The following is a 23,558-nucleotide window of genomic DNA, read 5'->3' as shown; positions in this document are numbered from 1 at the left end:
TATGATATGTATTATCATCCATATATGTATGACGGGCCGATTTATGAGCCATGGCTCGCAGTTGAATATGATTACCGCTACCCAGTTGGATACCCAGGACCTGGGATCGGCGGAGGCGCCGTGCCCGGAATTGGCGGAGGCGCCGTGCCCGGAATTGGCGGAGGCGCCGTGCCTGGAATTGGCGGAGGCGCCGTGCCCGGAATTGGCGGAGGCGCTGGGCCCGGAATTGGCGGAGGCGCTGGGCCCGGAATCGGCGGAGGTGCCGTGCCCGGAATTGGCGGAGGCGGGGCGCCGCAAGGTCCTCCCCCGCATAAAAAGCCGGTAAAACCGACAAAGCCTCAGGGCTTGCATGGGGCAGCTTATTTAGTTGAACCCGTTCTCATTCAGCCTTGCCTCTTCCGTTTTACCTATGTTTGGTTAACCAACGGCAGCTCATTTTGGTTCTATCCAGTCATTCTTGGAAGAGAATCCGTCGGCGGCTTTTATTGGGATGCCTCACACCACCGCTGGTTTTATTACGCCTTGGACACAAAACATATAGATGTCGTAAGCTGCTCATTTTAATGGTAAATCAGCCGGTTCTCCCGGCTGATTTTTCTGTGTTACTTCAGCTTTATAAAGGTTATGATATACATATCTATTGAATTGGAGGTTTCCCTATGATCAAACAAATCGGCACTGTGGCTGTGTATGTTGAGGATCAGCAGAAAGCGAAGCAATTTTGGTCGGAGAAAGTGGGTTTTGACATTGTGGCGGACCATCCGATGGGGCCAAACGCAAGCTGGCTGGAGGTCGCGCCCACGGGGGCACAGACTCGTTTAGTCATTTATCCGAAAGCGATAATGAAAGGCGCCGAACACATGAAGGCTTCTATTGTCTTTGAGTGTGAAGACATCTTTGGTACATATGAAAGAATGAAGGCAAACGGCGTAGAATTTCTCAGTGAGCCGAACCAGATGGAGTGGGGCACCTTTGTTCAATTTCAGGACGAGGACGGCAATGAGTTTTTATTGAAAGCATAAGTGTGACGGCGGAGAAAATGCTCCGCCGTGCTCTTTTTTTGACATTGAGAATGAATTTCATTTACAATAACGGATATATGAGCGTGATTGGAGAGAGATAAATGTTTGTTCAGTTAAGAAAAATGACGGTAAAAGAAGGACATGCTGATAAAGTGATCGAACGTTTCAGCGCTGAAGGAATCATTGAAAAACAGGAAGGCTTAATTGATGTGACCGTGCTTGAGAAAAACGTCCGCCGCGGCGATGAGGAAGTCGTTGTCATGATCCGCTGGCAATCCGAGGATCACTGGAAACAGTGGGAAAAAAGCGATGCGCATATCGCCGGGCATAAAGCGAACAAAGGCAAGCCAAAGCCTGACTATATGATCAGCACTGAAGTGAGCATGTATCACGTGAGAGCTGTTAAACAAGGGACTCATCAATAACGAAAAAGAGCTTGGGCTATGCCGCAAGCTCTTTTTTCATGAGGATCTGCTTTCTTCAAATGTGATAGCGTACAGCGGTTTATTAGGATGCCATTCAGCAAATAATACATCCTCAGTCTTTTCAATCCCCTGCTTTTTCAGCGTTTGCTTCAGCCACTGTTCGTCTACCCCTGCTTCTCGCAGGTTGTCATACACAATCTCCCCATCAAGAATTAACGTGGTGGGCAAAGACACATTTTGCTGCGGAAGATTCATATCTTTTCTCGTCGGATTGCCAAAATCGGATTTCTGAAGAACACTGACCATCCCGTTTGTTTCTAATATGGCATATTCCACTTCCTGTATGGAAAAGCAGCCTGCCTGCCTTAAAAGGCTCTGCAGCTGATTAATGTCGAGCTTGTTTTTCTTCAGCATTTCATATTTGAGCTTTCCATTATGGATGACGATATTCGGTTCACCTTCCAGAAACTTTCTGGACCCTTTTACTTTTTGGGTAATGAATTCAATTAGGTAAATCAGCAGTCCCCACAGCAGCGAAGCGAAAATAATCTCTCTGATCTTAATTTCATGATCGTACACAGCATTTCCGACCAGTTCCCCTAAAATCAATGCAGAAATAAAGTCAAACGGAGTGATTTGAGAGAATTGGGTTTTTCCGAGAAACTTCAAAATGACAAATAAAATACCCAAACCGCAAACTAATTCTGCCGCTACACTGAGATAATCTCCCATGTTGATAGCACCTACTTCTTAAGAGCTACTATCATTATGGTCAACTGCACGTTTTCTAAACGGTCACTGCTCCTATTATAAAATCGGCTGGTGCTTTGAAAGCATGTCGTCAAAAAGCTGCTCCGCATCACGGCGGTCGAGCGTGACAAGCGGGTCATTGAGAAACGCTTGAAAAGCGAGACCGCGGTCCTTTGTTAGCCCCGCTTCCGCCACTGCCTCCTGATTGGATACGTGTCGTGCCGCCAGCATTTCCACACCCTTCGGCAGCGCTCCGGAAACAATCGGCTGGACACGGTTGCGGGTAATGAATGCATTTGTTTCCACGATCGCATCTAATGGGAGATGAGCGACCTGGCCTCGATTCGGCAGATTCACATTTGTTACAAGTTCGCCCAGTCCGAGGAGCGCCGCCATAATGTTCACGCCCTCTTCTCCTGATGCTTTCCTCTCAACACCCTGTTTTTGCTGTGCCATATGATCCGTTTCTTTTTGTTTCCGGTCTCTGTCCTGTTTTCTGAAGGATATGGGTGTCAGGTGAAACTTCCATGTCTCAGGCTGTTTGAGATAACAACCGGGGAGAAACTCAGCCAGGTGCCTGTCACCGGCAGCGGGGATGGCACCGTACGTTTCAAATAAATCGAATGCAATACGGTGTGCAGAGTGAAATACGCTGTCCTTCCAGCTTTCCCCCTCCAGCTCATAGCCGGATTCGGCATAATACGCACAGAAATCACGGAAAACAGGCAGCAGATCAATATGCCGGTAAGAAGCTGCTGTGACCCATGTAAAATGGTTAATGCCCAGCACAAGAACATGGACGTCTTCACGCCGCTTTACCTCTAGTCCAAGCCTATCTGTAACCATCTCCGCCAGCAGTTTTTGCGTGCCGAATACTTCGTGGCAGCAGCCGAACGCTTTTATGCCGGGAAACACTTTATACAGCGTTCTCGTGCACACAGACATTGGGTTTGTATAATTGATGACCCATGATTCGGGGGCGTAGTCTCTAATTGCCCGGGCAATTTCTGCAAACATCGGAACGGCCCGCAAACCTCTCATGATTCCCCCCGGTCCGACAGTATCACCAACTGATTGATAGATGCCGTATCGCTCAGGCAGATGAACGTCCGTTTCCATGTCATCCAGAGTGCCCGGCAAAATCGAAATAATGACGATATCCGCACCGGATAATACTTTTTTCAAAGTTGAAACCGCCTCGTACCGCCATCTGCCGTCTCCGCTGTGATTGCCGATGATTTCATTTTTCTGCGCCGCTTCAAAATTCAGATCATAGAGCGCCACCGTGCCTGACATTCGGTCATCAAGGGACAAATCGCTCATCAAGCTTCGGGCCCAGCCTTGGGAGCCTCCGCCGATATAGGCGATTTTAATCTGATCTAACGTACTGATATGAAACACTCCCTTTCTCAGCCTTTCACAGAACCGATCAGCATTCCTTTGGCAAAATGTTTTTGTAAAAATGGATAAACCGCCAAAATCGGTATGGTCGCGATGACGATGACAGCAAGCTTAATCCCCTGCTCTGGCGGAATGGTATTTTGCATCGTATCGCCATTGGTCGCCGTTAAGTCCGATAAAATCGTGACCTGGCGGAGCACCATTTGCAGCGGCCATTTTGCACTGTCATTGATATATAAGAGAGCATGGAAGAAATCATTCCAAATTCCGACCGCATAAAACAGCGCAAAGGTGGCAATGACCGGCTTTGACAGCGGCAAGGCGATCCGCCAAAAGACGCCGATTTCTGAACAGCCGTCAATTTTTGCTGATTCCTCAAGCTCCTGCGGCAGCTGCTGAAAGAAGTTTTTGATAATAATGAGGTTAAACGGATTGATCGCCATCGGCAGAATCAACGCCCAATAGGAATCCAGCAATCCAAGTGATTTGACAACAAGATACGTCGGAATCATCCCCCCGGAAAACAGCATCGAGAAAATCACAAGGTTTAAAAGCAGATTCCGTCCCTTCACATGCCGCTTCGCCAGCGGATACGCCATCGTAAAGGTGAAAAGCAATTGCACGGCTGTCCCGACTACGGTAATAAAGATGGATACGCCCATACTTCTGATAAACGTCGGTGTCGAAAACACGTACCGATAAGCGTCAAGGGTAAAGGTTTTCGGGAAAATAAAGAAGCTGCGCTGAGCCAGCTCAGCTTCTGTCGCAAAGGAACCGGCGATAATATACAAAAACGGCAAAATGGTAATCGCGCCGACGCCGCCAAGAAACAAAATGTTGCAGACGTCAAATACCCGTCCGGCTTTAGTGTTGTGCATCGTATGAATGTCAGCCATACCTCTCCCCCCTTTAAAACAATCCTTCTTGATCGAACTTTTTCGCGATGTAATTGGCACCGAAAATTAAGACAATCCCGACAACCGATTTAAACAAACCGACAGCTGTGCTGTAGCTGTACGCGCCTTGGGTAATCCCCATCATGTAAACGTACGTGTCGAAGATGTCAGCCACGCTGCGGTTAAGCGAGTTTGTCATCAAATACACCTGTTCAAAACCGATATTTAAAAAGCTTCCGATCCTTAAAATCAAAAGAACAATGATGGTGCTTCTGATTGCCGGAAGCGTAATATGCCACATCCGCCTAAACCGGCCGGCCCCATCCATGATCGCCGCCTCATATTGCTCCTGATCCACCGTTGCCAAAGCAGCGAGAAATAAAATCGTTCCCCAGCCTGTCTCCTTCCAGATGCTTTGCATGACAATCATCGGCCGGAACCAGTCAGCGTCTGATAAGAAAGAGATCTGATTCCCTGTCAGGCTCATGACCATTTTGTTGATGACCCCTGTATCGACTGTAAAGAAAACAAAGGTGATGCTGACCACGATTGTCCATGAGACAAAATGGGGCACGTAAATAAGGGTCTGAATGCACCTTTTATACACAGCCTTCCTCAGCTCATTCAACAGCAAAGCCAAAATGAGCGGCGCGGGAAAGGCAAACAGCAGATCAAGGCTTGCCAGCATGAGCGTGTTGCGCAGCAGCCGGAAAAAATCCGGATTCATAAAAAAATCTTTAAAATAATCAAGACCGACCCATTCGCTTTTCCAGAAACCGAGATATGGCGAATAATCCTTAAACGCGATAAGCACGCCCCACATCGGCAGGTATTTGAAAATCAGAAAATAAAGCAGACCGGGAATAAGAAGAAGATAAAGCCATTTGTCTCTTTTGAGCGCAGCCATCCAGCTGATGCCTTCTCCAGCAGTGAGAACTGGTGCGTTTCCCTTCTTCGGCACCGTTTCCATATCTGTTCTCCTTTCGTGATACCGGTGCGCCCGCTGAACGGCAGGCGCATCGGTTTATTTTGACGATTGATACAATTTGTTTAAGTCCTTCATCAGTTCATTGCCGCCGCTGTTTTCCCAAAGCTTCACCGCATCCTTGAAGCCTTTTTCATCGATTTCTCCGATAATAAATTGTGTTCTTGCATCGAGAATGATGTTGTCCAGCTGGGCCCCTTTTTGGGTATATACATCGGATACAAGCGACTCAGCCGGGTTAAAGACGGCTATTTTTTCTCCTTCAGTGATGATGTCCTTGCGATGCTGGAAGAGCTTTGTTTTCTGATCTTCGATGTAGTACTCGCTTTTCGGGATAGACATGCTGAATTGAGCCAAGCCTTCATGCTCATACAGAAGGGATTTGTTGTTTTTTTCAAGAGAGGTGAATACGCCGTCCTTCAGCTCATAATTACGGTCCTCGACTCCGTTGTTGGTCAGAATCTGTGCTTCCTTATCGTTCAGCTTATCGAGGAAGGACAGCACCTCTTTCAGCTCTTTTTCCGTTTTCACACTTGATTTTGGTATCGCGATCATGCCTGAATATCCTGATGTCGGGAAAGTGCGCTTGCCTTTCGGTCCTTCTACTGTGCCGACGATATCAATGATATCCTTGTTCGACTCATCCGCTTCTTCCATGGTGCTTTGAATTTGCGACGCTCTGGAGCCTGTATCAACGATGACACCCGCTTTTCCTTTTACAACCGGGTCATTCCACTTCGCCGAATCCATAACAGCGAAATCCTTGTTGATCAAGCCTTCATCATACAGCTTCTTAAAGAAGGTGAGCGCCTCCATATATTCCTTCGTTGTAAAATCAGGCACCAGCTTTCCGTTTTCAACGCCGTAGCGATTCGGGGCGCCGAACCAGATTTGCAGAACATCCCACGGGCTTCCGTTGCCAAGCCCCATCCATTTCGGCACGACCATGCCGTACGTATCGTCCTTGCCGTTTCCGTCAGGATCTTTTTCCTTAAAACCCTTCAGCACTTCATAAAAATCATCAAGCGTTTCCGGCATATCGAGCCCGATGTTTTTGAGCCAGTCGGTTCTGATGATCATACAGGCTCTGATCAAGTCTCTCGATCTGTAGACCCCGTACACCTCGCCATTTACCGAGCTGTTCTTGAGTATCTTTTCATCAGCCTGGCTTATATTCTTGTAGTCTTTTAAATAAGGAGACAGCTCCCAAAAAGCGCCCGCTTTGACAGACTTAATAAAGCCGGCTGACTTATTTTTAATCACAATCGCATGCGGCATCTCTCCAGAGGCCATGACGATGTTAAATTTATCGTTGTAGGATGAATCAGGCACCCATGTGACCTTAATATCTTTGCCTGTGTATTTCTCTAACGCTTTTAATGATGGGCTTTTATCACTCGGGCTTTCCGGTGACAGCAGCGGCGCCATGATGTTAATCGTGTTTTTTGAATCGCTCGCTGAATTGGATGTTTCTGAATTGCTGCACCCGGCTATCATCATGGCAGCGAGCGGTAAAGCAATCCATCTTTTTCGTATTCTTTTTTTCATGATGCGTAAGTCCCCCTTTTTCTCCTTTTTCATTTCTCCTTTGCCACCCCTAATATAAAGCGCTTACATAAATTCTTGCAATCTTCATTTTTTGCATCATTTCTCCTATGAATTGACGGCAGTTATCCTTTTTTGCCGGATGTATCCTTTTTTGCGGGGAGGTATTCACCAATTAATTCAAGTGCCGCAATGACATTTAAACACCATTGGGAGACAGTGTTTGTCGTTACCCACGGAAGCTCTTCAAGCTGAGTCCACGTCTCGATTTGCGCGGGTTTGATCGGAAGCGGCGTATGGCTCAGTTTATGGTCGAGCAAAAGATTCCACGCTTTTTCGGCGAGGTTATGGTCTTGCTTTTTTCTCGCAGCATAGGCTGTCATACCAGCCGCAAACATCGGCCAGTGAAAATGCCCGTCATGGAGCGCACCTCCACTTTTTTTGCGTTTTTCTTCATCACTGAATGTGTAAAACTCGCCGAATTCACTCAGCATTTCCTCCCATTCGCGGTCATCGAGAAGCTCAGCCAGCTCCATCCACACTTGCGGCGCGCCAAACGCAATGATCATATGATAGCCGCCCGCGATGCCGTCTCCCATGTGATGAAGCATAGACGTTGCCGGATCATATTCAAACGTCGGGCCTGATAATAAGCGAAGGGGCAGGCGTTTCAGGCAGCTGATGCCAATTTGGATTTTCCTGAGATATTCAGGATTCTCAGTCCGCTCCCATTCCGCCACCCAGTTCGAGCAAAACGCCGCCCAGTCCGGCCCCGTTCTGACGTGAGTCGGGTGCTCTCCTTTCTCGTAGAAAGCACGCATCGGATCGGTGTTCACTAGGGCGGCATCGGCGTCCTTCACTTCCGTCAAAAGATCTCCCGTGCGCTCATCGCCCGTCAGATAATAATAGAATTTATAAAGGCCGGCCATGCTGATTCTCGCTTCCTTGCAGCCGCATCCCCAGTGCACCACGTTATGCCGGGAGCCAAGCCCCGCATATTCTCCAAGGTGAAAACAGTCGGTTTCACTTGTATGGCGGGTCATTGCTTCTGCCATTCGGAACAAATCTTCTCTGCCGGAGCGGAAAAACGCCTGCCACAGCCACAAGGTCGGAACGAGCTCATTATTTTGCCACGCGTACCCGCCGAGATCATACCGCCACATATGCCGGACCGGGTCATACGTATGCATGACGTCCCCATAGTTCCAGAACCCGTACCATCTGCGCTGCTCCACTTCTTTTTGATAAAACAAGAAGGCGGCGTCCAGCTGTTCTTCCAGCTCTTTTTTGACCGGATCGGCCGTATCGATTACACTCCAAACGCCAAGCGCTTTTGACTCGTAATAAACGTCCGGCTCACAAATAAGCAATGGCGGTGCCTGCCATTTGTCCGCTAACGCATTCAGCACGTCATCAGACGGCATCTGAGAAAAGCATGACAGGCTGATGTCGTTTGTGTTGGCAATGCCTGTCGGATCAGAGCGCATCTCATCAAACCCTTCGTACGCGCTGACGACATGGGTGTCCCCTGTATAATGCCTGAAATCCATTGCTTCCGCGTCTGGCGGCCAGAGCCAGACGGTCAAGTTCGGCTGATCACCGGCAAGACCTGTTATCTCAAGTGACGACGGATATTTTTCAAAAAAATACCGCAGACCGAGCGCTAAGCCTCCATTTTCGCCGCCCGCATAGCAAAGCCCCTTCGCCCGCGTACCATGCAGCATGTCAACCCACGAATATTCCTTGCCGGTCCGTTTTGCCAGTCGGTAATGATCGCTGGAGTCCTGAACGAGTTTCACATCATTCCAAACTGCGTTCTGTACGCCATGTGCGAACCATTCCTTGTGCTCTTCACTTGGAGAAATCGGTTCGCCGTTGATGTGCCGCTGATAAAGAGGATACCGTTCATTCCATTTGCGGGTGCCAAACAGCTGGGCGGGTTCTTTATAAACGCCTTTGTCCCCCGCAAAACGGAAATGGCGGTTGTACGGCTCTCCCTGCAAAAAGAGGTCAAACTGCATGCCAAGCCCTTTGATGAACTCTCGTTTGAAATTCCTGTCGATCAGCTGAGTGTGCATGATATTCATCTCTGAAAGCCCGGCATAAAACGTCAATCTGGCAATGAAGGGCAGCCAGTCTTCATTTGTCTTCTGGAGTACATGAACCCCCTCAATCTTGATGACTGCTTTTACAGGACCTCTCTGTTCAATGACCGCACGTTTTATGAGACTGACCGATGTTTCATGTGAGAAAACCTTTTCCGCCGCCATCTCCTTTCTCGTTTCCTTTATTGCGGTCAGCCGCCCGCCTGCGGCGATCGGCTTTCCGTTGATCACCAGAGATTGAATGATGTCGGAGCCTGTTTTATTCACAGTGCAGACAAGCGCCCCGGTATCCACTTGGATTGCACCCTTTGACTCGTGGATCATGAGCTTTTTCGCTGGCAGCTGGTTTTCATCTTTTTGAAGGGTAAAGCTTGTATCGGTTTGTTCACTGAACACAGCCGCGTGCTTCGTCCATTTGATGCTCCCGTCCGGCCAATAGGCCGACGGATCGCTTTGCACATAGCGGCTTTCACCCTTTGCATTTACAAGCGCCAGACAGTCTCCCTTTTTCAATTCTCCTCTTTTCCAAGGCACACCCCACGTTACGCCGCTTGACAGCTTAGGCTGTTCTGATAGCCATTTGATCTTTTTCATCGGTTCTCTCCTTCCATATAAAAAAGCTGATTCAATGCAAAGAATCAGCTGCGATTATCAAACTCAATCACACGGTATTCGTGTTGGCCGACTGACAGTCTCCCCGCTCCGACTGAACGGTTTGCCAAAAGGTCGGTCCCCTCTTCCGGAAGCGTCACACTCCCGCCTTTTCCATCCATATTCACGATAACCCATACAAGGCCGTTTTCTCCTTTTCTCGGGGCAACAATCGTACCGGGGGTGACATCGGACCTGACAGAAACGGCTGCTTCCGCCGCATAATGCCTGACGAGTGCTTCCAGCATTGCATCCCCTTTTTCGCCTGATGGAAGCGAGCCGAGCATGACCATTTTCCCTTTGCCGTGCTCTCGTTCTGACAGAAATGCATGGCCGGCACCAGGCCCTGATTCAACTGTGCCGAGAGTGTTTCCGCTCTCTGTATCAAACACCGCGCTCCACAGCCCGAGCGGCGCCGTCATGCCAAACGCTTTTCCTGTATTGGCATCCTCGTTCATCGGGAACGTGAACAGTGTTTTGATTCCGGCTGTTTTCTCCAGTTCTCCAAGGCCATAATCGGTATGAACCGTATGCTCGCCCGTACGCCCTCCCGTCAGCGGCCCGGCAATCCATATGCCGCCCGCTTCAGCAAATGCGGAAGCTTTTTTGATAAAAGCAGAAGACAGATAAGGCACAAATGGCGTAAACAGCACACGATAGCCCTCCAGCGGAAAGCCTTCCGGAACGAGATCACGATGAATACCCGTGTTGAGAATGCGCTCGTAAAAGTGTGTGATAAGCGTTCGGTGTTGGAGCCCCCGGTGAGGCTCTGTTTTCAGAAACGCTTTCGCCCTGTCGGAATAGGTCATTGCAACCTCAGCCTGAACGGGCACAGTAGAAAGAATGATCGGTTCGATTTCCTTTCTTGCCCGCTCAACCGCCAAAACGTTTTGATAACCAACCGCCGGCTCTCCCCAGGCACTAAGGACGGAACCGTGTGAAATCTCGCTGCCTGAACGTTGCTGGCGCCACAGCCAGTAGCAAAATCCCTCGCTCCCCAAGGCGTAAGAAGACACGGCTTCAGCTTGTAAATACCCATCGGCGTGCGGCATGGCACAGCTTTCGAGCGAGGCTGCATATGACGGACTTGTTTCCAGAATCCAGAACGGGCGGTCTTTTTTGAAATGCCTCCAAATATCACAATTTAATAAAAATGCAGATGCATTTTCTTGGGAAGCGTACGTATCATAGGAAGCGAAATCGAGATTCTGAAACATCCGCTCATTGTCTGTGCTGAACATGACCGAGCCGTTATGAGTGATTGGCGCATCTGAATAACAGCGGATGATTTTCGCCTGTTCATCCGCAAATTGAGCGATCATCTCCATCGAAAACAGCTGATACATCGTGCGCAATGAAGCGTGATGCAAAAACGGGGCCGGACCCGGCTGCGGCACCTGCTCAAAGGTTTGATAGGTTTCGCTCCACACATCGGTTCCCCACGCTTCATTTAACCGTTCAATCACACCGTAACGGTTTCTAAGCCAGTCATGCCATAAGCTTAAGCACGTCTCACACATGCATTCAGCCACATGGCATTTAAATTCATTATCGAGCTGCCAGCCGATCAGCCCCGGCAGGTGTCCCAGCTCTTTGGCGATGCTTGTGGTGATGATGGCGGCTCTTTTTCGGAAATATGGGTTATTTGTACAAGCATGCTGACGGGAGCCATGCCCCATCACCTCTCTTTTTTCGTTGATATGCATTCGCTCAGGCCGGCCGTGCGACAGCCAAATAGGCGGTGTCGGCGTCGGTGTGCACATGATTGATTCGATGCCGTTTTCATACATCCGGCTGATCATTTCCTTAAAAAAGCTCACGTCAATTTTTCCTTCTTCCGGCTCAATCACAGACCAGGCGAATTCACCAATTCGCACGACATTGATGCCGACCTCCCGCATCCTGTCAATGTCCTGCTGAATCGCCTTTTCATCCCATAGTTCCGGATAATAGCAAGCGCCGTGATATAATTTTCTCCCCAAGTCCTTCACCCTTCTTTGACGATGGATTCTGTTAATGGCAGGCCGAGCTCCTTCATGCCTTTCGCTACGAGTTTTGCCATTTCATTTGCGCCTTTTTTTGTAAAGTGCGTGTAATCGTCAATCCCCTCAGAAACCATAAAATAGGTGTATACTTTTTCTTCGCCCTTCTCAGTAAAGAAAGCGAGGCTTTTTTCCATTAGATCAATGAGCTGGACATTCTCCTCAGCGGCTGTCTGCTTCATGGCAATGCAATAATCAGGAAAGTCGTTCAAAAACACGCCGTTTTCATAATGAAAGCGGGCAACTGGGGTAATAAGAAGCGGATGCGCGCCTTTTTCTCTAGCGCCTGCGATATACTGCTTTAAATATTGTTTATAGGTGGTATAGGGCTCGGTATAGCGCTCCGGCTTATTTTTCGACGCGTCATTATGGCCCATCTGCACAAACAGCCAATCGTCCGGCTCGATCACATCAAGAATCGCCTGAAGCCTGCCTTCCTCCACAAAGGTTTTTGAGCTTCTGCCGCCGATCGCTTTATTGATCACCTGAATATGCTCCGGCAGATGCGAACCGAGAAACTGCCCCCAGCCCCCTTGATTTGTCCTTTCTCCATACGTTTGGACAGTCGAATCACCAGCAAGATAAATATGATGTGCCATATCTCATTCCCCCTCGTTTTTTTCACTTAATATCAACTCAATGGCAGAAAGCTCCTCGTTTGAAAAGTCCGCTGATTGCAAGGCTTGAACGTTTTCCTCTATTTGTTGCGCCCGGCTTGCTCCAATTAAAACGGAGGTCATCCGGGCATCCTTCAAAAGCCATGAGAGCGCCATTTGCGGGAGCGATTGTCCCCGTTCTTTCGCAATCTCATTCAGCCTTTGCGCCTTACTGACCGCCCTTTCGGTAATGTGCTCCGCCTGCAGGAAAGGACTGTTCGCATCCTTTGCTCTTGAGGTTTCCGGGATGCCTGAAACGTACTTTGTCGTGAGAAGCCCTTGAGCGAGCGGCGCAAACGCGATGCAGCCGGCTCCCTTTTTGTCCAGCACATCAAGAAGCCCTTTTTCCGGATCTCGGTGAAACATCGAATATCGCGTCTGATGGATGGCGAGCCTGACTCCGAGCTGTTGTAAAAGATCGGCGGCGCGCTCTGTCTCTTCAGGATTGTAGTTTGACAGTCCGACATACAAAGCTTTTCCTTGACGCACAAAGCCTGCCAGCGCCTCCATCATTTCCTCAAGCGGCGTTTCAGGATCAGGATGGTGCGAATAGAAGAGATCCACATAATCAAGCCCCAGCCGCTTTAAACTTTGATTCAAGCTGGCAGTCAAATGTTTTTTCGAACCGCCATTGCCATACGGCCCCTTCCACATGTCATAGCCGGCTTTAGTGCTGATGACGAGTTCATCACGGTAAGGCGCAAAATCCGTTTTCAGCATGCGCCCGAACATCTCCTCAGCGGAGCCGGGCGGCGGGCCGTAATTGTTGGCCAGATCAAAATGGACGATGCCTGCATCAAATGCGGCTCTCAGCATGGACCGCGCGTTCTCCGGAGAATAGGCAGCGCCGAACTGATGCCAGAGGCCGAGAGAAATAGCGGGAAGCCTTAATCCGGTTCGCCCGGCTTTGTGATAGGTCATTTTGTCATAGCGTTCAGCCTTTGCTTCGTATCCCATACATTCCTCCTAAAGCGGCGTCTCCGCTTTGTTTCCCGCTATGTACAGAGCGGGCTTCGGCGGTTTTTTCATTCCTGTTCCGAGATAAAAGCTTGTGTGCGGCGGCTGGTTGTACGCGGTGTTCTGCCAAGCGATTCCGAGCCTGTAAACCGGATCGTGCATCAGTGTGTAAAAACGATGGCGGGTAAGGTGTGTCGTTGTATAGATGCGGAGCGCACTGCTGTCTTCGGTTCTCCAAATGACCTCTTCCCGCCAGTCTCCGAACAGGTTGGCCTGAAGAACCGGGTTTCCTTTTGTCCCGTTGTTGGACAGCACACCTTTCGGCTGAAAAATCGTTTTTAAACAGCGGTTTTCAGCATCCCACTTTTCAATCTTTGGTTTGCCGATCGTTCCATTCCAATCATGATCCAACAGCTCCCTGACCAAGTCCCCGTCCCACCAAATGGAGAAATTGGCGGAAGCAGGCGCTTTGTCGCTGATTTTTTCTCCTTTGCTCGTATAGAGCCCATATGACATTCCTTCATTGCCCGGCGGATCGATTCCCCAGACGAGCGCCCCCTTGTACCGAGGGTCAATGTGAGCCGCCATTCCTCTGCCGACATCTGTTCCGGCATGGACGCCCCATAACACCTCGCCTGTTCCGGCATCACGCAGCGACAACCCATACGGCTTGCTTGCGTCCTCATGAACCTGAAACACTTCAAGCCCTTTGCGTGACGGATCTAGATCGCCGACGTGCATGGCGTCTCCGTGTCCGAGTTCCGTGGTGTACAGACCGGTTCCGTCATGATCAACCGCCATGGCGCCGTAAATAATTTCATCCTTTCCATCTCCATCAACATCGGCAACGCTCAAGCTGTGGTTGCCCTGTCCCGCGTATGCTTCATGCCCCGGCTGATTGGAGTCAAACGTCCAGCGTTTTTTCAGCCTGCCGTTCCTGAAATCATAAGCGACCAGTACCGTTCTCGTATAATAGCCCCGTGCCATCACCAGGCTCGGCCGCTCTCCATCTAAATAAGCAATTCCGGCGAGAAAACGGTCCATCCGATTGCCGTAGCCGTCTCCCCAATCCTCCAGTTTGCCGCGAGGCGGTTCATAATCGACAGTCGTGAGCGCTTCACCGGTTTCCCCTTTAAACACTGTCAAATATTCCGGACCTGACAGGATTCGGCCCTGCTCATCCCTGAAATCGGCATGCGCTTCACCGATGATGTTTCCTTTGCCGTCTATTGTGCCGTCGGCTGTTTTCATAGCGATTTCTGCTTTTCCGTCACCGTCTAAGTCATAGACCATAAACTGCGTGTAATGGGCGCCTGCTCTGATATTTCTGCCGAGGTTGATCCGCCACAGAAAAGCGCCATTCAGTTTATAGGCGTCAATGAGGACGTCTCCGGTATATCCGTCGTGGGCGTTATCTTTTGAGTTGGACGGGTCCCATTTCAGGATGATTTCATATTCTCCGTCCCCATCCACATCTCCGACGCTCGCATCATTGGCGCTGTAGGTATACGGTTTTCCGTCCGGCGTTACGCCGCCTTCGGGTTTGTTAAGCGGGAGCTCGAGAACGTTTTCCCGCCATACGGGAGCTTCTTTCGAAAGCCTTTCTTTCTGGCCTTTATAGACAGCTGCCACTTGATAGAGAGCGTCCTCCGTTCCCTTTTCATCCAGAAAATTGGTGCTATCCGCAATCGGTTTGCCAGTGATCCGATCTCCGTTCCGATAAATGTGAAAAGTAACAGTCTCATGATCGGTTCCGAGAAAACGCCAGCTCACAAATACGCCTTGCTCCGTTTTGACCGCGATCAGGCCTCTGGTCAGGTATTCCATCTGCCTCTTTTTTGGTTTCATTTTAAATGGGAACGGACCAAGCGTGCGGCCCGTTCCTTCCCCCCTTCTGTTAAGGCGTATACATATTCGGTTTAGGCTGTGCCGCCATGCCGTCTCCTAAAAAGAAGCTTGTATGCGGCGGCTGGTTATACGCGACATTTTGCCAGGCAATGCCGAGCCGGTACACAGGATCATGCATCAGCGTATACAGCCTGTGCTCGGTCGGGATTGTGGTGGTGTAGATGCGGAGCGCACTGCTGTCCTCAGTTCTCCACACAGCTTCCTCCCGCCAGTCACCGAGCAGATCAGCCTGAAGAGCCGGTGTTGCTTTTGTAGAGTTATTGGAGGCAGCACCTGATGCCGTCAGCAGGTTTTTAGAGACGCCGTTTTGATAATCCCATTTATCAATCCTGTTGCTGTCCAGCTGTTCCCGCAGCAGGTCACCGTCCCACCAGATGCCGAAATTGGTTGACGACGGCACACTGCTGCCGATTTTGGCGCCTTTCGATGTGTAAAGAGAACCGTTCGCCCAAACCTCCTGTCCCGGATAGCGCGGATCAATATCAGCAGCCATGCCCCGGCCTACATCCTTGCCGGCGTGGACACCCCAAATGATTTTTCCCGTTGCGGCGTCACGGAAGGATAAGCCGTATTGCGCGTTTTTGTCCTCATGAACCTGAAATACTTCAAGCCCCGGCCGGCTCGGATCAAGATCTCCGGCATGCAGCGCGTCTCCGTGGCCTAAGCCTGTCGAGTACATGCCTTTGCCGTCATGGTCAACCGCCATTGAGCCGAAGATAATTTCATCCTTGCCGTCTCCGTCCACATCTGCAATGCTTAAGTTGTGATTGCCCTGTCCGGCGAAAGCTTGATTACCCGACTTAGAGGAATCCAGCGTCCAGAGCTTTGACAGTTTTCCGTCTCTGAAGTTATACGCAACAAGCATGGTTTTGGCGTAATAGCCTCTGGTCATAATCAGGCTCGGACGCTGTCCGTCGAGATACGCAATGCCCGCAAGAAAACGATCGACCCGGTTGCCGTAGCTGTCGCCCCAATCTGATACATTGCCCCGTGCCGGTTCAAAGTTAGAAGTGACAAGCTCTTTTCCCGTTTCACCTTGAAAAACAGTCAGGTACTCAGGACCAGAAAGTACACGCCCCTGCTCATTTCTGTAATCGGCATTCGCATTTCCGATCACTTTTCCCGTGCCGTCTTTTGTTCCGTCAGCGGTTTTCATCGCCACTTCCGCTTTTCCGTCACCATCCAGGTCATACACCATAAACTGAGTGTAGTGTGCGCCCGCTCTGATGTTTTTGCCGAGACCGATTCGCCATAATCTTGTTCCGTCCAGCTTATACGCATCAATAAACACTTCACCCGTATAGCCGTCCTGTGAATTGTCCTTTGAATTGGACGGGTCCCATTTGAGGATCAGCTCATACTGCCCATCGCCATCCACATCGCCCGTACTGGCATCATTGGCACTGTAGGTATAGGCTTCGCCCTTTGGTGTCGTGCCGCCAGCCGGTTTATCCAGCGGAACGGAATGATACGGCTGTGCCCATACAGAGGCTTTTTCAGAAGCGGCCTGCTCGGTTCCGTTTACAACAGCCCGAATGGAATACGTTGAGCCCGCTGTTCCGTTTTTATCGATATAATTCGTGGATTTGACAGGCGAAGCATTCAGCTTTTGTCCGTCTCTGTACACATTAAACGTCACAGATGCGTTTTCTGTCCCAAGAAACCGCCAGCTGACAAAAATGCCGCCATCCGTTTTGACTGCCACAAGGCCCCGTTTCAGCGCTTCCATCTGCCGCGCCGCTCCTTCTGCTTTGACAGGAAACACAGAAGCCCCCATCATCAACAACACCAACAATGTGAGAGTGGTAAACATGCTTTTTCTTCGTCTAATCATCAGACAGCTCCTTATCGTTTATCTGTAAGCGCTTACTTAAATTGGATTTTATGCGCTTGAGGAGCTGTCTTCAATGTCACATTTTTGCATAAACGTTTTTGATTGGCTGCACTTTTTTGCCCGTTTGTCATTTTTTTGTTTATCCGGCCTGATGGCGGTGCTGCGCCTCTGTTTTTTGAAACCCTCTGAAAGCAAAAAACATCGACACGAGCCCAAATAAACTTGGGCCGTAAAATGGGATCAGGCCCGGAAGCGTATACAGCAAATAAAGCACAAATCCGCAGCCGATCAGCATGCAGCCGGTGGTCAGCGGCCGCATGGCGCCAAACAGCAGCGCTTGCGGAATATATTGGCGAAGGGGAAGCTCGTAATGCACATAAAGAGGAAACACATACATGAGCGCGACGGTATACAAAAGCCCCGCCAAGAGGGTGCAGCTCGTCACGGTAAAGGACAGCCAATCCGCACTTTCCGAAAAATAATAATAATTAGCCGACAAAATAAGCAAAAGGGCAAAAAACGCAAGTCCAATCGCATTGACCTTCAGAAACTCTTTTTTGTAAGTATCCAGAAATAACGCAAATACCGGGACATCTTTTTGCCCCATCAGCCATTTCCGTATGACGGCACACATCGCGGCTGTGCTCGGCGCCCATCCGAAAAGAACGCCGCCCAAAAGTGTAAACAACAGCCACAGCCCGTTCAGCCACGCGATTTTCACAACCGCTTCACAGCCTGCATAAAGCGCATCCGTCACAGTCGTCTTCATCTTTTCACCGCTTGGTGCACAGACAAATCACGATAAGCGGCTTTCATCGGCGCCATTTGCCTCAGCCCGATTTTTCCTTTCGTTAACACAGGTCCGAATGAGCTTCCGTCATCCTGCCACTCCAGAATGGGCAGATCATTGATCGAAAAATGCACATACCCTTTATCCTTAATAAGCTTCATATGATACGGGGAATCAGCGTCGTCCGGAGAAGGCAGCGGATCAGCTCCCATTGCAGCGAGGTGGAAACCGCGGCTTTTTCTTAAATTGCAGGTGCGGAACGCTCTTTCCTCCGGGTATTTTCTGCGGAAATACGACAGATGGAGCGCATTGATGTCTCCGGAATGGTATTCGGGGTACTTTCCTGTTCTTTTCTTGAGTCGCGGGTCAAATAAGTCCTCGCCTCCGATGCCGGCAGCTGCGAAAAACAGCATACACAGTCCCGGCTGTTCAATCGGGTAAAAATCCCACTTCACAATGATACCGTCGGGAAATGTTTCCGGGTACCAATAAACAAAGTGCGCTTCGTCCTGTACATGTGACAGGTGCATACGGTAATCTTCGAATGAAACCTGCCCGCCTCCCTCCATCCGCCAGTCCTTCACATCGCTTGCTGAACGGAGCGGATTGCGGTACAGGCATGCGCCTTCTTTATACATGTTCTTTCCCCTCCCGGCTCACGAGATGGTGCTTCAGCGGCAAGCCGATTTCTTCGATGCCTTCAGCAACGAGCTTCGCAACCTCCATGGCCCCTTCTTCTGAAAAATGCGTATTATCCTCAATGCCATCTGGATAATTCGGATGTTCATTCGGCTGAAGCCACACGAACAAACGCTTTGACTCCTCCGGTCCGTATGCTTCATAAAGCGCCTTCGTTTTCGTTAACAAATCAATAACCGGCACATCAAGCTCCTTCGCTAACGCTTTCATCGCATCCGGATACTCACCGAGCGTGTGCTCAATCCTTCCGTTTTCATCAAAGCGGCGGCGCTGCACTGATGTAACGAACACAGGCTGCGCTCCTTTTTCTCGTGCTGTGTCCGCAAACAAAGTGAGATATTGCTGATACGTCGAGTACGGCTTCGTCCCCCGCGGTTTCTGGTCATTGTGGCCGAATTGGATAAACAAATAATCGCCTTGTGATATACGCTCAGCAATCGCCCGAAGCCTTCCTTCCTCCACAAAAGAGTTGGTGCTTGCTCCCCCTTTGGCGTGATTGCGCACCTTCACCTGTTCAGTGAACAATTGACCGAAAACCTGCCCCCAGCCTGCCATCGGCGCTTCATGCGGCGGGCAGTCGCTTACGGTGGAATCCCCTGCTAAAAACACCTGAATCGGTTTTTCCATCACATGTCCTCTCCTTTCACGGCGTTTCCTGATACATTTGCCTGAAAACTCCCGGCGGCATGCCGACCTGCTTTTTAAAAATCCGGTTGAAATAATTGTGGCGATAGCCGACTTCTTCTGACACATCATGAATTTTTTTATTCGTATTTACCAGCAGTTCTTTTGCTTTTTCGATTCTGATGCGGGTCACATAATCAATAAAATTAACGCCCGTCACTTGTTTAAAGGCCTTGCTCAAGGTATAAGAATTCATACCCAGCGCATCCGCGCAGCTTTCAAGAGAAAGATCCGCCATATACTGCTCATGAATCATCGCAATCACACGTTCTGCCACCTGTTTTTGCTGTCTGTTTTTCCTGCCTTCAAGTTTGGCGAGATACGGGGTGACAACCGCAACCATCAGCCAGGCAGCCGCTTGGACAGGCTCATGCAGCTCAGATATTTCGCGAAGCATATCCCTGTTGCCAAACAGCTCGCTCGGATGAAGGCCGGAATGCAGAATATCCTCCTGGATGCGGGAAAACAGCTGAATCAGCGCAGAATGCACTTGTCTGTCGCTGACCGCCTTTTCGGCCAGTTCATCCATACATAAGCGAATCAGCTCTTCTGCTTCCTCTTTTCTTTCCAGCCGAATGGCCTGAACGATTTGCTTTTCAAGTTCAAAAGGATAGCAGGGTGCGGATGGCTCAGCCTGAAAAACATCATCCTGCAAATCTATGATCTGATGGCGATTGGCAAAACACCTGCGGGATTTGCCGCTTTTCACATCCTTAAACAGAGATGGGATATCCATAATACGGGCCGATTGCCTGCTCATTGTTCCGGTCAGGCTTAGTCCCGTGACAGCACCAAATATGCGGGCCAGCTCTGAAACATATCCCCTCAGATCCGAGCCGCTCGTTTTCATCACAAGCACGGTGACGGAAAGGCGGCCAATATCAAGAATTGAAGGTTGAAAACGGCGGTTTGCCGCAAGTTCCTCATGTAAATTGGTCAGTGTAAACACAGCAAGCTGTTCATCATCGGTATAGAACATGCTCTTATCACCACGAAGCCCTGTCACCTGAAGATCAAGCACGTGAAATACGTGTTCCCCGATGTCCCAGCCCGCATCCTCCATCCGCGATCTGAGACTGTCCTCTGTGTCATAATAAAAATCACCCTGAAGCAGATGCTGCAAAAAACTCTTTTTCATATGGGGCGTCTGCCGGAGCAGCTGCTCTTGAAGCTTTCGGCTCTCAAGGGAAAGATCATGCCATCTCTTTTCTATCCACTTAAATTCATCCTGGCCTGACGCCTGCCATGTTTTTCTCTCTCCTCCCGTAAACAGTCCGAGCAGATGCTGAATCGGGCGATAAATTTTCTTTGAAGCGTACCACGTCATGCACACAGCCAAGCCGATACAAATGACTAGCATCACAATAATCACCTTTGATAAAAACACCATCGGCGCTGTAATGACTGAAAGAGGCGCTGCAGAAACAAAGGTCCACTTCTGATGCATTCGCTTCATTTCTCCATAGGAGACGGAATACACCGTGCCGTCCCAATCCATCTGAAAATGGCCTTTCTGGTGAGGCTGTTTTTTCACCTCATTCATTAAAGCATTTTCAAAATCCTTTTCTCCTCCATGGAAAAGCACCTCACGCTTTTGATCCAGAAGAAGCGCGCTGCCTTCAGGATAAGGAGACAAACTTTGCAGGAGCGCATCCATTTCTTTCGGATCTACCGTCAGCATGATCGCGCCAAACGGTTTCTCAGCCGCACCCGGAATGAGCTGAATCAGCGCGGCGTCTTTTCCCGATCGGCTCCAATAAATACTCCGATCGGAGTCGAGAAGCGAGCGGTATTTGTGAAGCGTATCCTGTTCTGTCAGCGCGCTGTATTCAGGGCTCAGCACAAGAGGCCGGGGGCTGTTCAGAAAGATAGAAGCCTGCTGAATCAGCGGCTGCTGGTCCCGCAATAGAAACAGCTTTTTCGTTAATTGATAGGAGAATGTAAAGTCTTTCTCCAAATCCTTTTCGGCCAATCCGTTCATCAGCGAGGAATCGTATGCCATTTGGGCAAGCGTCAGCTCAAGGTCTTCCAGCTTCTCATCCATCCGGCTGACTTCACGCGCCACCTGTGTTTCATGCGACTTTTGCAGCTCTTTCTCCACCTTATCGATAGACAAAAAGTAGATGGCCCCGCCTGTCAGCAGTCCGGGAATACAGGCAATCAGCAAAATGAAAACAAAGTTTCTTTTGAAATACGTTCCCTTCCAGTGTGAAACCCGTTCTTTCTGTTGAGGCTGTTTTTTCATCCCTTTCCCCCCGCCGCCGTCTTTACTGATACACGCGTTTTTTCGTTCTCAGCACATCAGCGAGAAATGTGAGTGCAAGCCCCTGTCCCCAGCCTTGTATTCGTTTGTAAGGCACTTGTTTGTATCCTTCCGCATTTTTCATGACGGCTGTGCCCGCGGATACTTTGCTGACCCGTCCGTCCTCTTCCACCGCATCCAAAATGGCGGCAAGTGATTTCTGCGCGTATTTTGTATAGAGCTTCCCGCTCGACAGCAAAGCAGAGGCAATGCCCGCCGATGCCGAAACCTCCAAATACGAATCCGGATCATCCAAAATGGTATGCCACAGCCCTGAATCGTCCTGCAGCCGGACAAGCGCGCTCAGCTGGTCTCTGAGCGATCCGTCAATGATCATAAAAGAAGGATGCGTCACCTCAATGAGCGGGAGCGCTTTTGCCATCGTGAGCGCAGCCCAGCCATTCGCCCGGCCCCAATAAATCCCCGACAGGTGGTTTTGCGCTTTGTTGTCCCAGGCATGGTAATACAGATTGGTTACGGGGTCCTGCAGCACGTCCTCATGTCCATGAAACTGGCGCAGGCCGTCCTCGAAGTAATCCTCACGCTCCATCACACGGCCGATTCTCAGCATAAACAGCCCCGCCATCATCAGCGTATCCGCCCATGCCTGCTCAGGAAACACATAATCCGCCGAGTTCACCGTATGCTGAAGAATACCTTCTCTAAAGCGCGGCGCATGATGAAGCACATATTCCGCCATCTCGCCAGCCGTTTCCAAATAGACGTGATCTCCCGTCACCTGATGCAGAAACAAAAGCGTATGGCCGATTGATACACCGTTGATCGACAGCGGCGGCAGCCCATCCTCAAGCTGTTCATCCACCCACGTTTTTAACAGTTTGATATACTCCTCGTTTTCCGTCGCTTCATACGCCTCCGCCACGCCGTAAAATGCGACGCCGCCTGGCCAATCCCACGCAAAATCCATTTGAAATGTCCGTTTCACGATTCGGTCAATCACGGATGTGACCTTTTCTTCATCAAAGATAAGCTGTGCCATCTGCAACACTCCTTTTTATTTTAATCCGGTCGTACTGATGCCCTGAACGATATATTTTTGAAACAGAAAGAATACGAGAATCACAGGCAGCAAAGAGACGGCCGACATGGCAAACATCGCGCCCCAGTTCGAAGCGGATTCCGTATCGAGGAAAAGCTTCAGCGCAAGTGAAACAGGATAAAGCTCCGGCTTATTCAAATATAAGAGCGGCTGAATCAGCTCCTCCCACTTCCAATAGAAAGAAAAAATCGCAGACGTCGCAAGCGCCGGTGCAATGAGCGGCAGAATGATCCGCCAAAAACAGGCAAAGCGCCCGCACCCGTCAATTCTCGCTGCTTCATCCAGCTCCTCAGGGATCGTCCGGATAAACTGGATCATCAGAAAGATAAAAAACGCATGCCCGAAAAATTGCGGAACGACAATCGGTTTAAAAGAATTCAGCCAGTCTAATTTCGCAAACATAATGTACTGCGGAATCATCAGCACTTCATGCGGCAGCATTAACGTCCCCATCATACAGGCGAACCAAAATGCTTTTCCTTTAAACGGGATGCGCGCAAAGCCGTAGGCAATGACAGCCGATGACAGAACGGCGCCGATTGTAGACAGCCCGACAATGATCGCCGAGTTTTTAATAAAGGTCAAAAACGGCTGACCCGCAATGCCCTTCCACCCTTCAGCATAATTGCTGAGAATAAAAGGATCTGGAATGAGAGAATGAGAGGTTGTGAAAATACTGGAGCTTTCTTTAAAAGAACTGACAAACAGCCAAATGACGGGATACAGCAATAACACCGCCAGTGACGCCGTAAAAACATGGAACAGAATGCGCTTTGGCTTGATGCGCCCGGCTTTTTTCCCTTCAAACACCGGGGCTTGCCTGACAGGCTGGTTGACCGGCTCCAT

20 protein-coding genes are annotated in these 23,558 nt (G+C 49.8%); 3 read left to right on the top strand and 17 right to left on the bottom strand.

Translation table 11 applies throughout. The annotated features are described in order from the left end of the window. Positions 1-6 precede the first annotated feature (6 nt). The 3 genes from UJ203_RS18175 (at position 7) to hmoA (ending at position 1,447) form a co-directional block, all read left to right on the top strand. A complete protein-coding gene (locus UJ203_RS18175) occupies positions 7-564 on the top strand; it encodes a hypothetical protein (RefSeq protein ID WP_322013000.1) in 558 nt (185 codons plus the stop codon). 95 nt (positions 565-659) lie between these two features. Then, positions 660-1,022: a VOC family protein gene (locus UJ203_RS18170; RefSeq protein ID WP_106021468.1), complete on the top strand. Its 363-nt coding sequence runs from the start codon at positions 660-662 to the stop codon at positions 1,020-1,022. A gap of 101 nt (positions 1,023-1,123) precedes the next feature. Continuing rightward, a complete protein-coding gene (hmoA, locus tag UJ203_RS18165) occupies positions 1,124-1,447 on the top strand; it encodes a heme-degrading oxygenase HmoA (protein ID WP_024120514.1) in 324 nt (107 codons plus the stop codon). Between the two features lie 36 nt (positions 1,448-1,483). Here hmoA and UJ203_RS18160 read toward each other — a convergent pair whose 3' ends face one another. The 17 genes from UJ203_RS18160 to UJ203_RS18080 all read right to left on the bottom strand — a co-directional run bounded on the left by UJ203_RS18160 (position 1,484) and on the right by UJ203_RS18080 (position 23,558). Beyond that, complete coding sequence (locus tag UJ203_RS18160) at positions 1,484-2,179, bottom strand: DUF421 domain-containing protein (protein WP_305934927.1); 696 nt, start codon at positions 2,177-2,179, stop codon at positions 1,484-1,486. A 75-nt stretch (positions 2,180-2,254) separates the two neighbouring features. Beyond that, positions 2,255-3,598, bottom strand: coding sequence for an alpha-galacturonidase LplD (gene lplD / locus UJ203_RS18155; RefSeq protein WP_322012993.1), 1,344 nt, complete (start codon positions 3,596-3,598; stop codon positions 2,255-2,257). 8 nt (positions 3,599-3,606) lie between these two features. Further along, on the bottom strand, positions 3,607-4,494 hold the full coding sequence (locus UJ203_RS18150; RefSeq protein ID WP_322012991.1) for a carbohydrate ABC transporter permease: 888 nt from the start codon (positions 4,492-4,494) through the stop codon (positions 3,607-3,609). Between the two features lie 13 nt (positions 4,495-4,507). After that, a complete protein-coding gene (locus tag UJ203_RS18145; protein WP_105991316.1) occupies positions 4,508-5,464 on the bottom strand; it encodes an ABC transporter permease in 957 nt (318 codons plus the stop codon). Between the two features lie 54 nt (positions 5,465-5,518). Further along, a complete protein-coding gene (locus UJ203_RS18140) occupies positions 5,519-7,027 on the bottom strand; it encodes an extracellular solute-binding protein (protein WP_322012987.1) in 1,509 nt (502 codons plus the stop codon). Between the two features lie 122 nt (positions 7,028-7,149). Beyond that, positions 7,150-9,723: a hypothetical protein gene (locus UJ203_RS18135; protein ID WP_322012985.1), complete on the bottom strand. Its 2,574-nt coding sequence runs from the start codon at positions 9,721-9,723 to the stop codon at positions 7,150-7,152. Between the two features lie 44 nt (positions 9,724-9,767). After that, positions 9,768-11,762, bottom strand: coding sequence for a beta-galactosidase (locus UJ203_RS18130; RefSeq protein WP_322012983.1), 1,995 nt, complete (start codon positions 11,760-11,762; stop codon positions 9,768-9,770). Positions 11,763-11,767: 5 nt separating this feature from the next. Next, entirely contained in the window at positions 11,768-12,421 is a 654-nt protein-coding gene (locus UJ203_RS18125; protein WP_322012981.1) for a rhamnogalacturonan acetylesterase, read from the bottom strand. A gap of 3 nt (positions 12,422-12,424) precedes the next feature. Next, the gene (gene mgrA, locus UJ203_RS18120; RefSeq protein WP_322012979.1) at positions 12,425-13,435 is read right to left on the bottom strand and encodes an L-glyceraldehyde 3-phosphate reductase; all 1,011 of its coding nucleotides are present in this window, start codon (positions 13,433-13,435) and stop codon (positions 12,425-12,427) included. A 9-nt stretch (positions 13,436-13,444) separates the two neighbouring features. Further along, entirely contained in the window at positions 13,445-15,283 is a 1,839-nt protein-coding gene (locus UJ203_RS18115) for a rhamnogalacturonan lyase (RefSeq protein ID WP_322012977.1), read from the bottom strand. A 49-nt stretch (positions 15,284-15,332) separates the two neighbouring features. After that, a complete protein-coding gene (locus UJ203_RS18110; RefSeq protein WP_202853022.1) occupies positions 15,333-17,177 on the bottom strand; it encodes a rhamnogalacturonan lyase in 1,845 nt (614 codons plus the stop codon). Between the two features lie 139 nt (positions 17,178-17,316). Beyond that, the gene (locus UJ203_RS18105) at positions 17,317-17,946 is read right to left on the bottom strand and encodes a YesL family protein (protein WP_248338667.1); all 630 of its coding nucleotides are present in this window, start codon (positions 17,944-17,946) and stop codon (positions 17,317-17,319) included. Further along, complete coding sequence (locus tag UJ203_RS18100; RefSeq protein ID WP_322012975.1) at positions 17,943-18,605, bottom strand: YesU family protein; 663 nt, start codon at positions 18,603-18,605, stop codon at positions 17,943-17,945. Before UJ203_RS18100 ends, UJ203_RS18105 begins: the two co-directional genes overlap by 4 nt. Continuing rightward, positions 18,598-19,296: a rhamnogalacturonan acetylesterase gene (locus tag UJ203_RS18095; RefSeq protein ID WP_105954774.1), complete on the bottom strand. Its 699-nt coding sequence runs from the start codon at positions 19,294-19,296 to the stop codon at positions 18,598-18,600. Before UJ203_RS18095 ends, UJ203_RS18100 begins: the two co-directional genes overlap by 8 nt. Before the next feature lie 13 nt (positions 19,297-19,309). Next, the gene (locus UJ203_RS18090; RefSeq protein ID WP_322012973.1) at positions 19,310-21,595 is read right to left on the bottom strand and encodes an AraC family transcriptional regulator; all 2,286 of its coding nucleotides are present in this window, start codon (positions 21,593-21,595) and stop codon (positions 19,310-19,312) included. Between the two features lie 22 nt (positions 21,596-21,617). Next, positions 21,618-22,652 carry a rhamnogalacturonyl hydrolase YesR gene (gene yesR, locus UJ203_RS18085; RefSeq protein ID WP_322012971.1) on the bottom strand — a complete coding sequence of 345 codons (1,035 nt, stop codon included), beginning with the start codon at positions 22,650-22,652 and terminating at the stop codon, positions 21,618-21,620. A gap of 15 nt (positions 22,653-22,667) precedes the next feature. Then, a complete protein-coding gene (locus UJ203_RS18080) occupies positions 22,668-23,558 on the bottom strand; it encodes a carbohydrate ABC transporter permease (RefSeq protein ID WP_059293888.1) in 891 nt (296 codons plus the stop codon).

This window comes from Bacillus sp. V26, from assembly GCF_034296245.1.
GTDB classification, from domain to species: Bacteria; Bacillota; Bacilli; order Bacillales; family Bacillaceae; genus Bacillus; species Bacillus halotolerans.
This window is presented reverse-complemented; position numbering and strand designations above follow the sequence as displayed.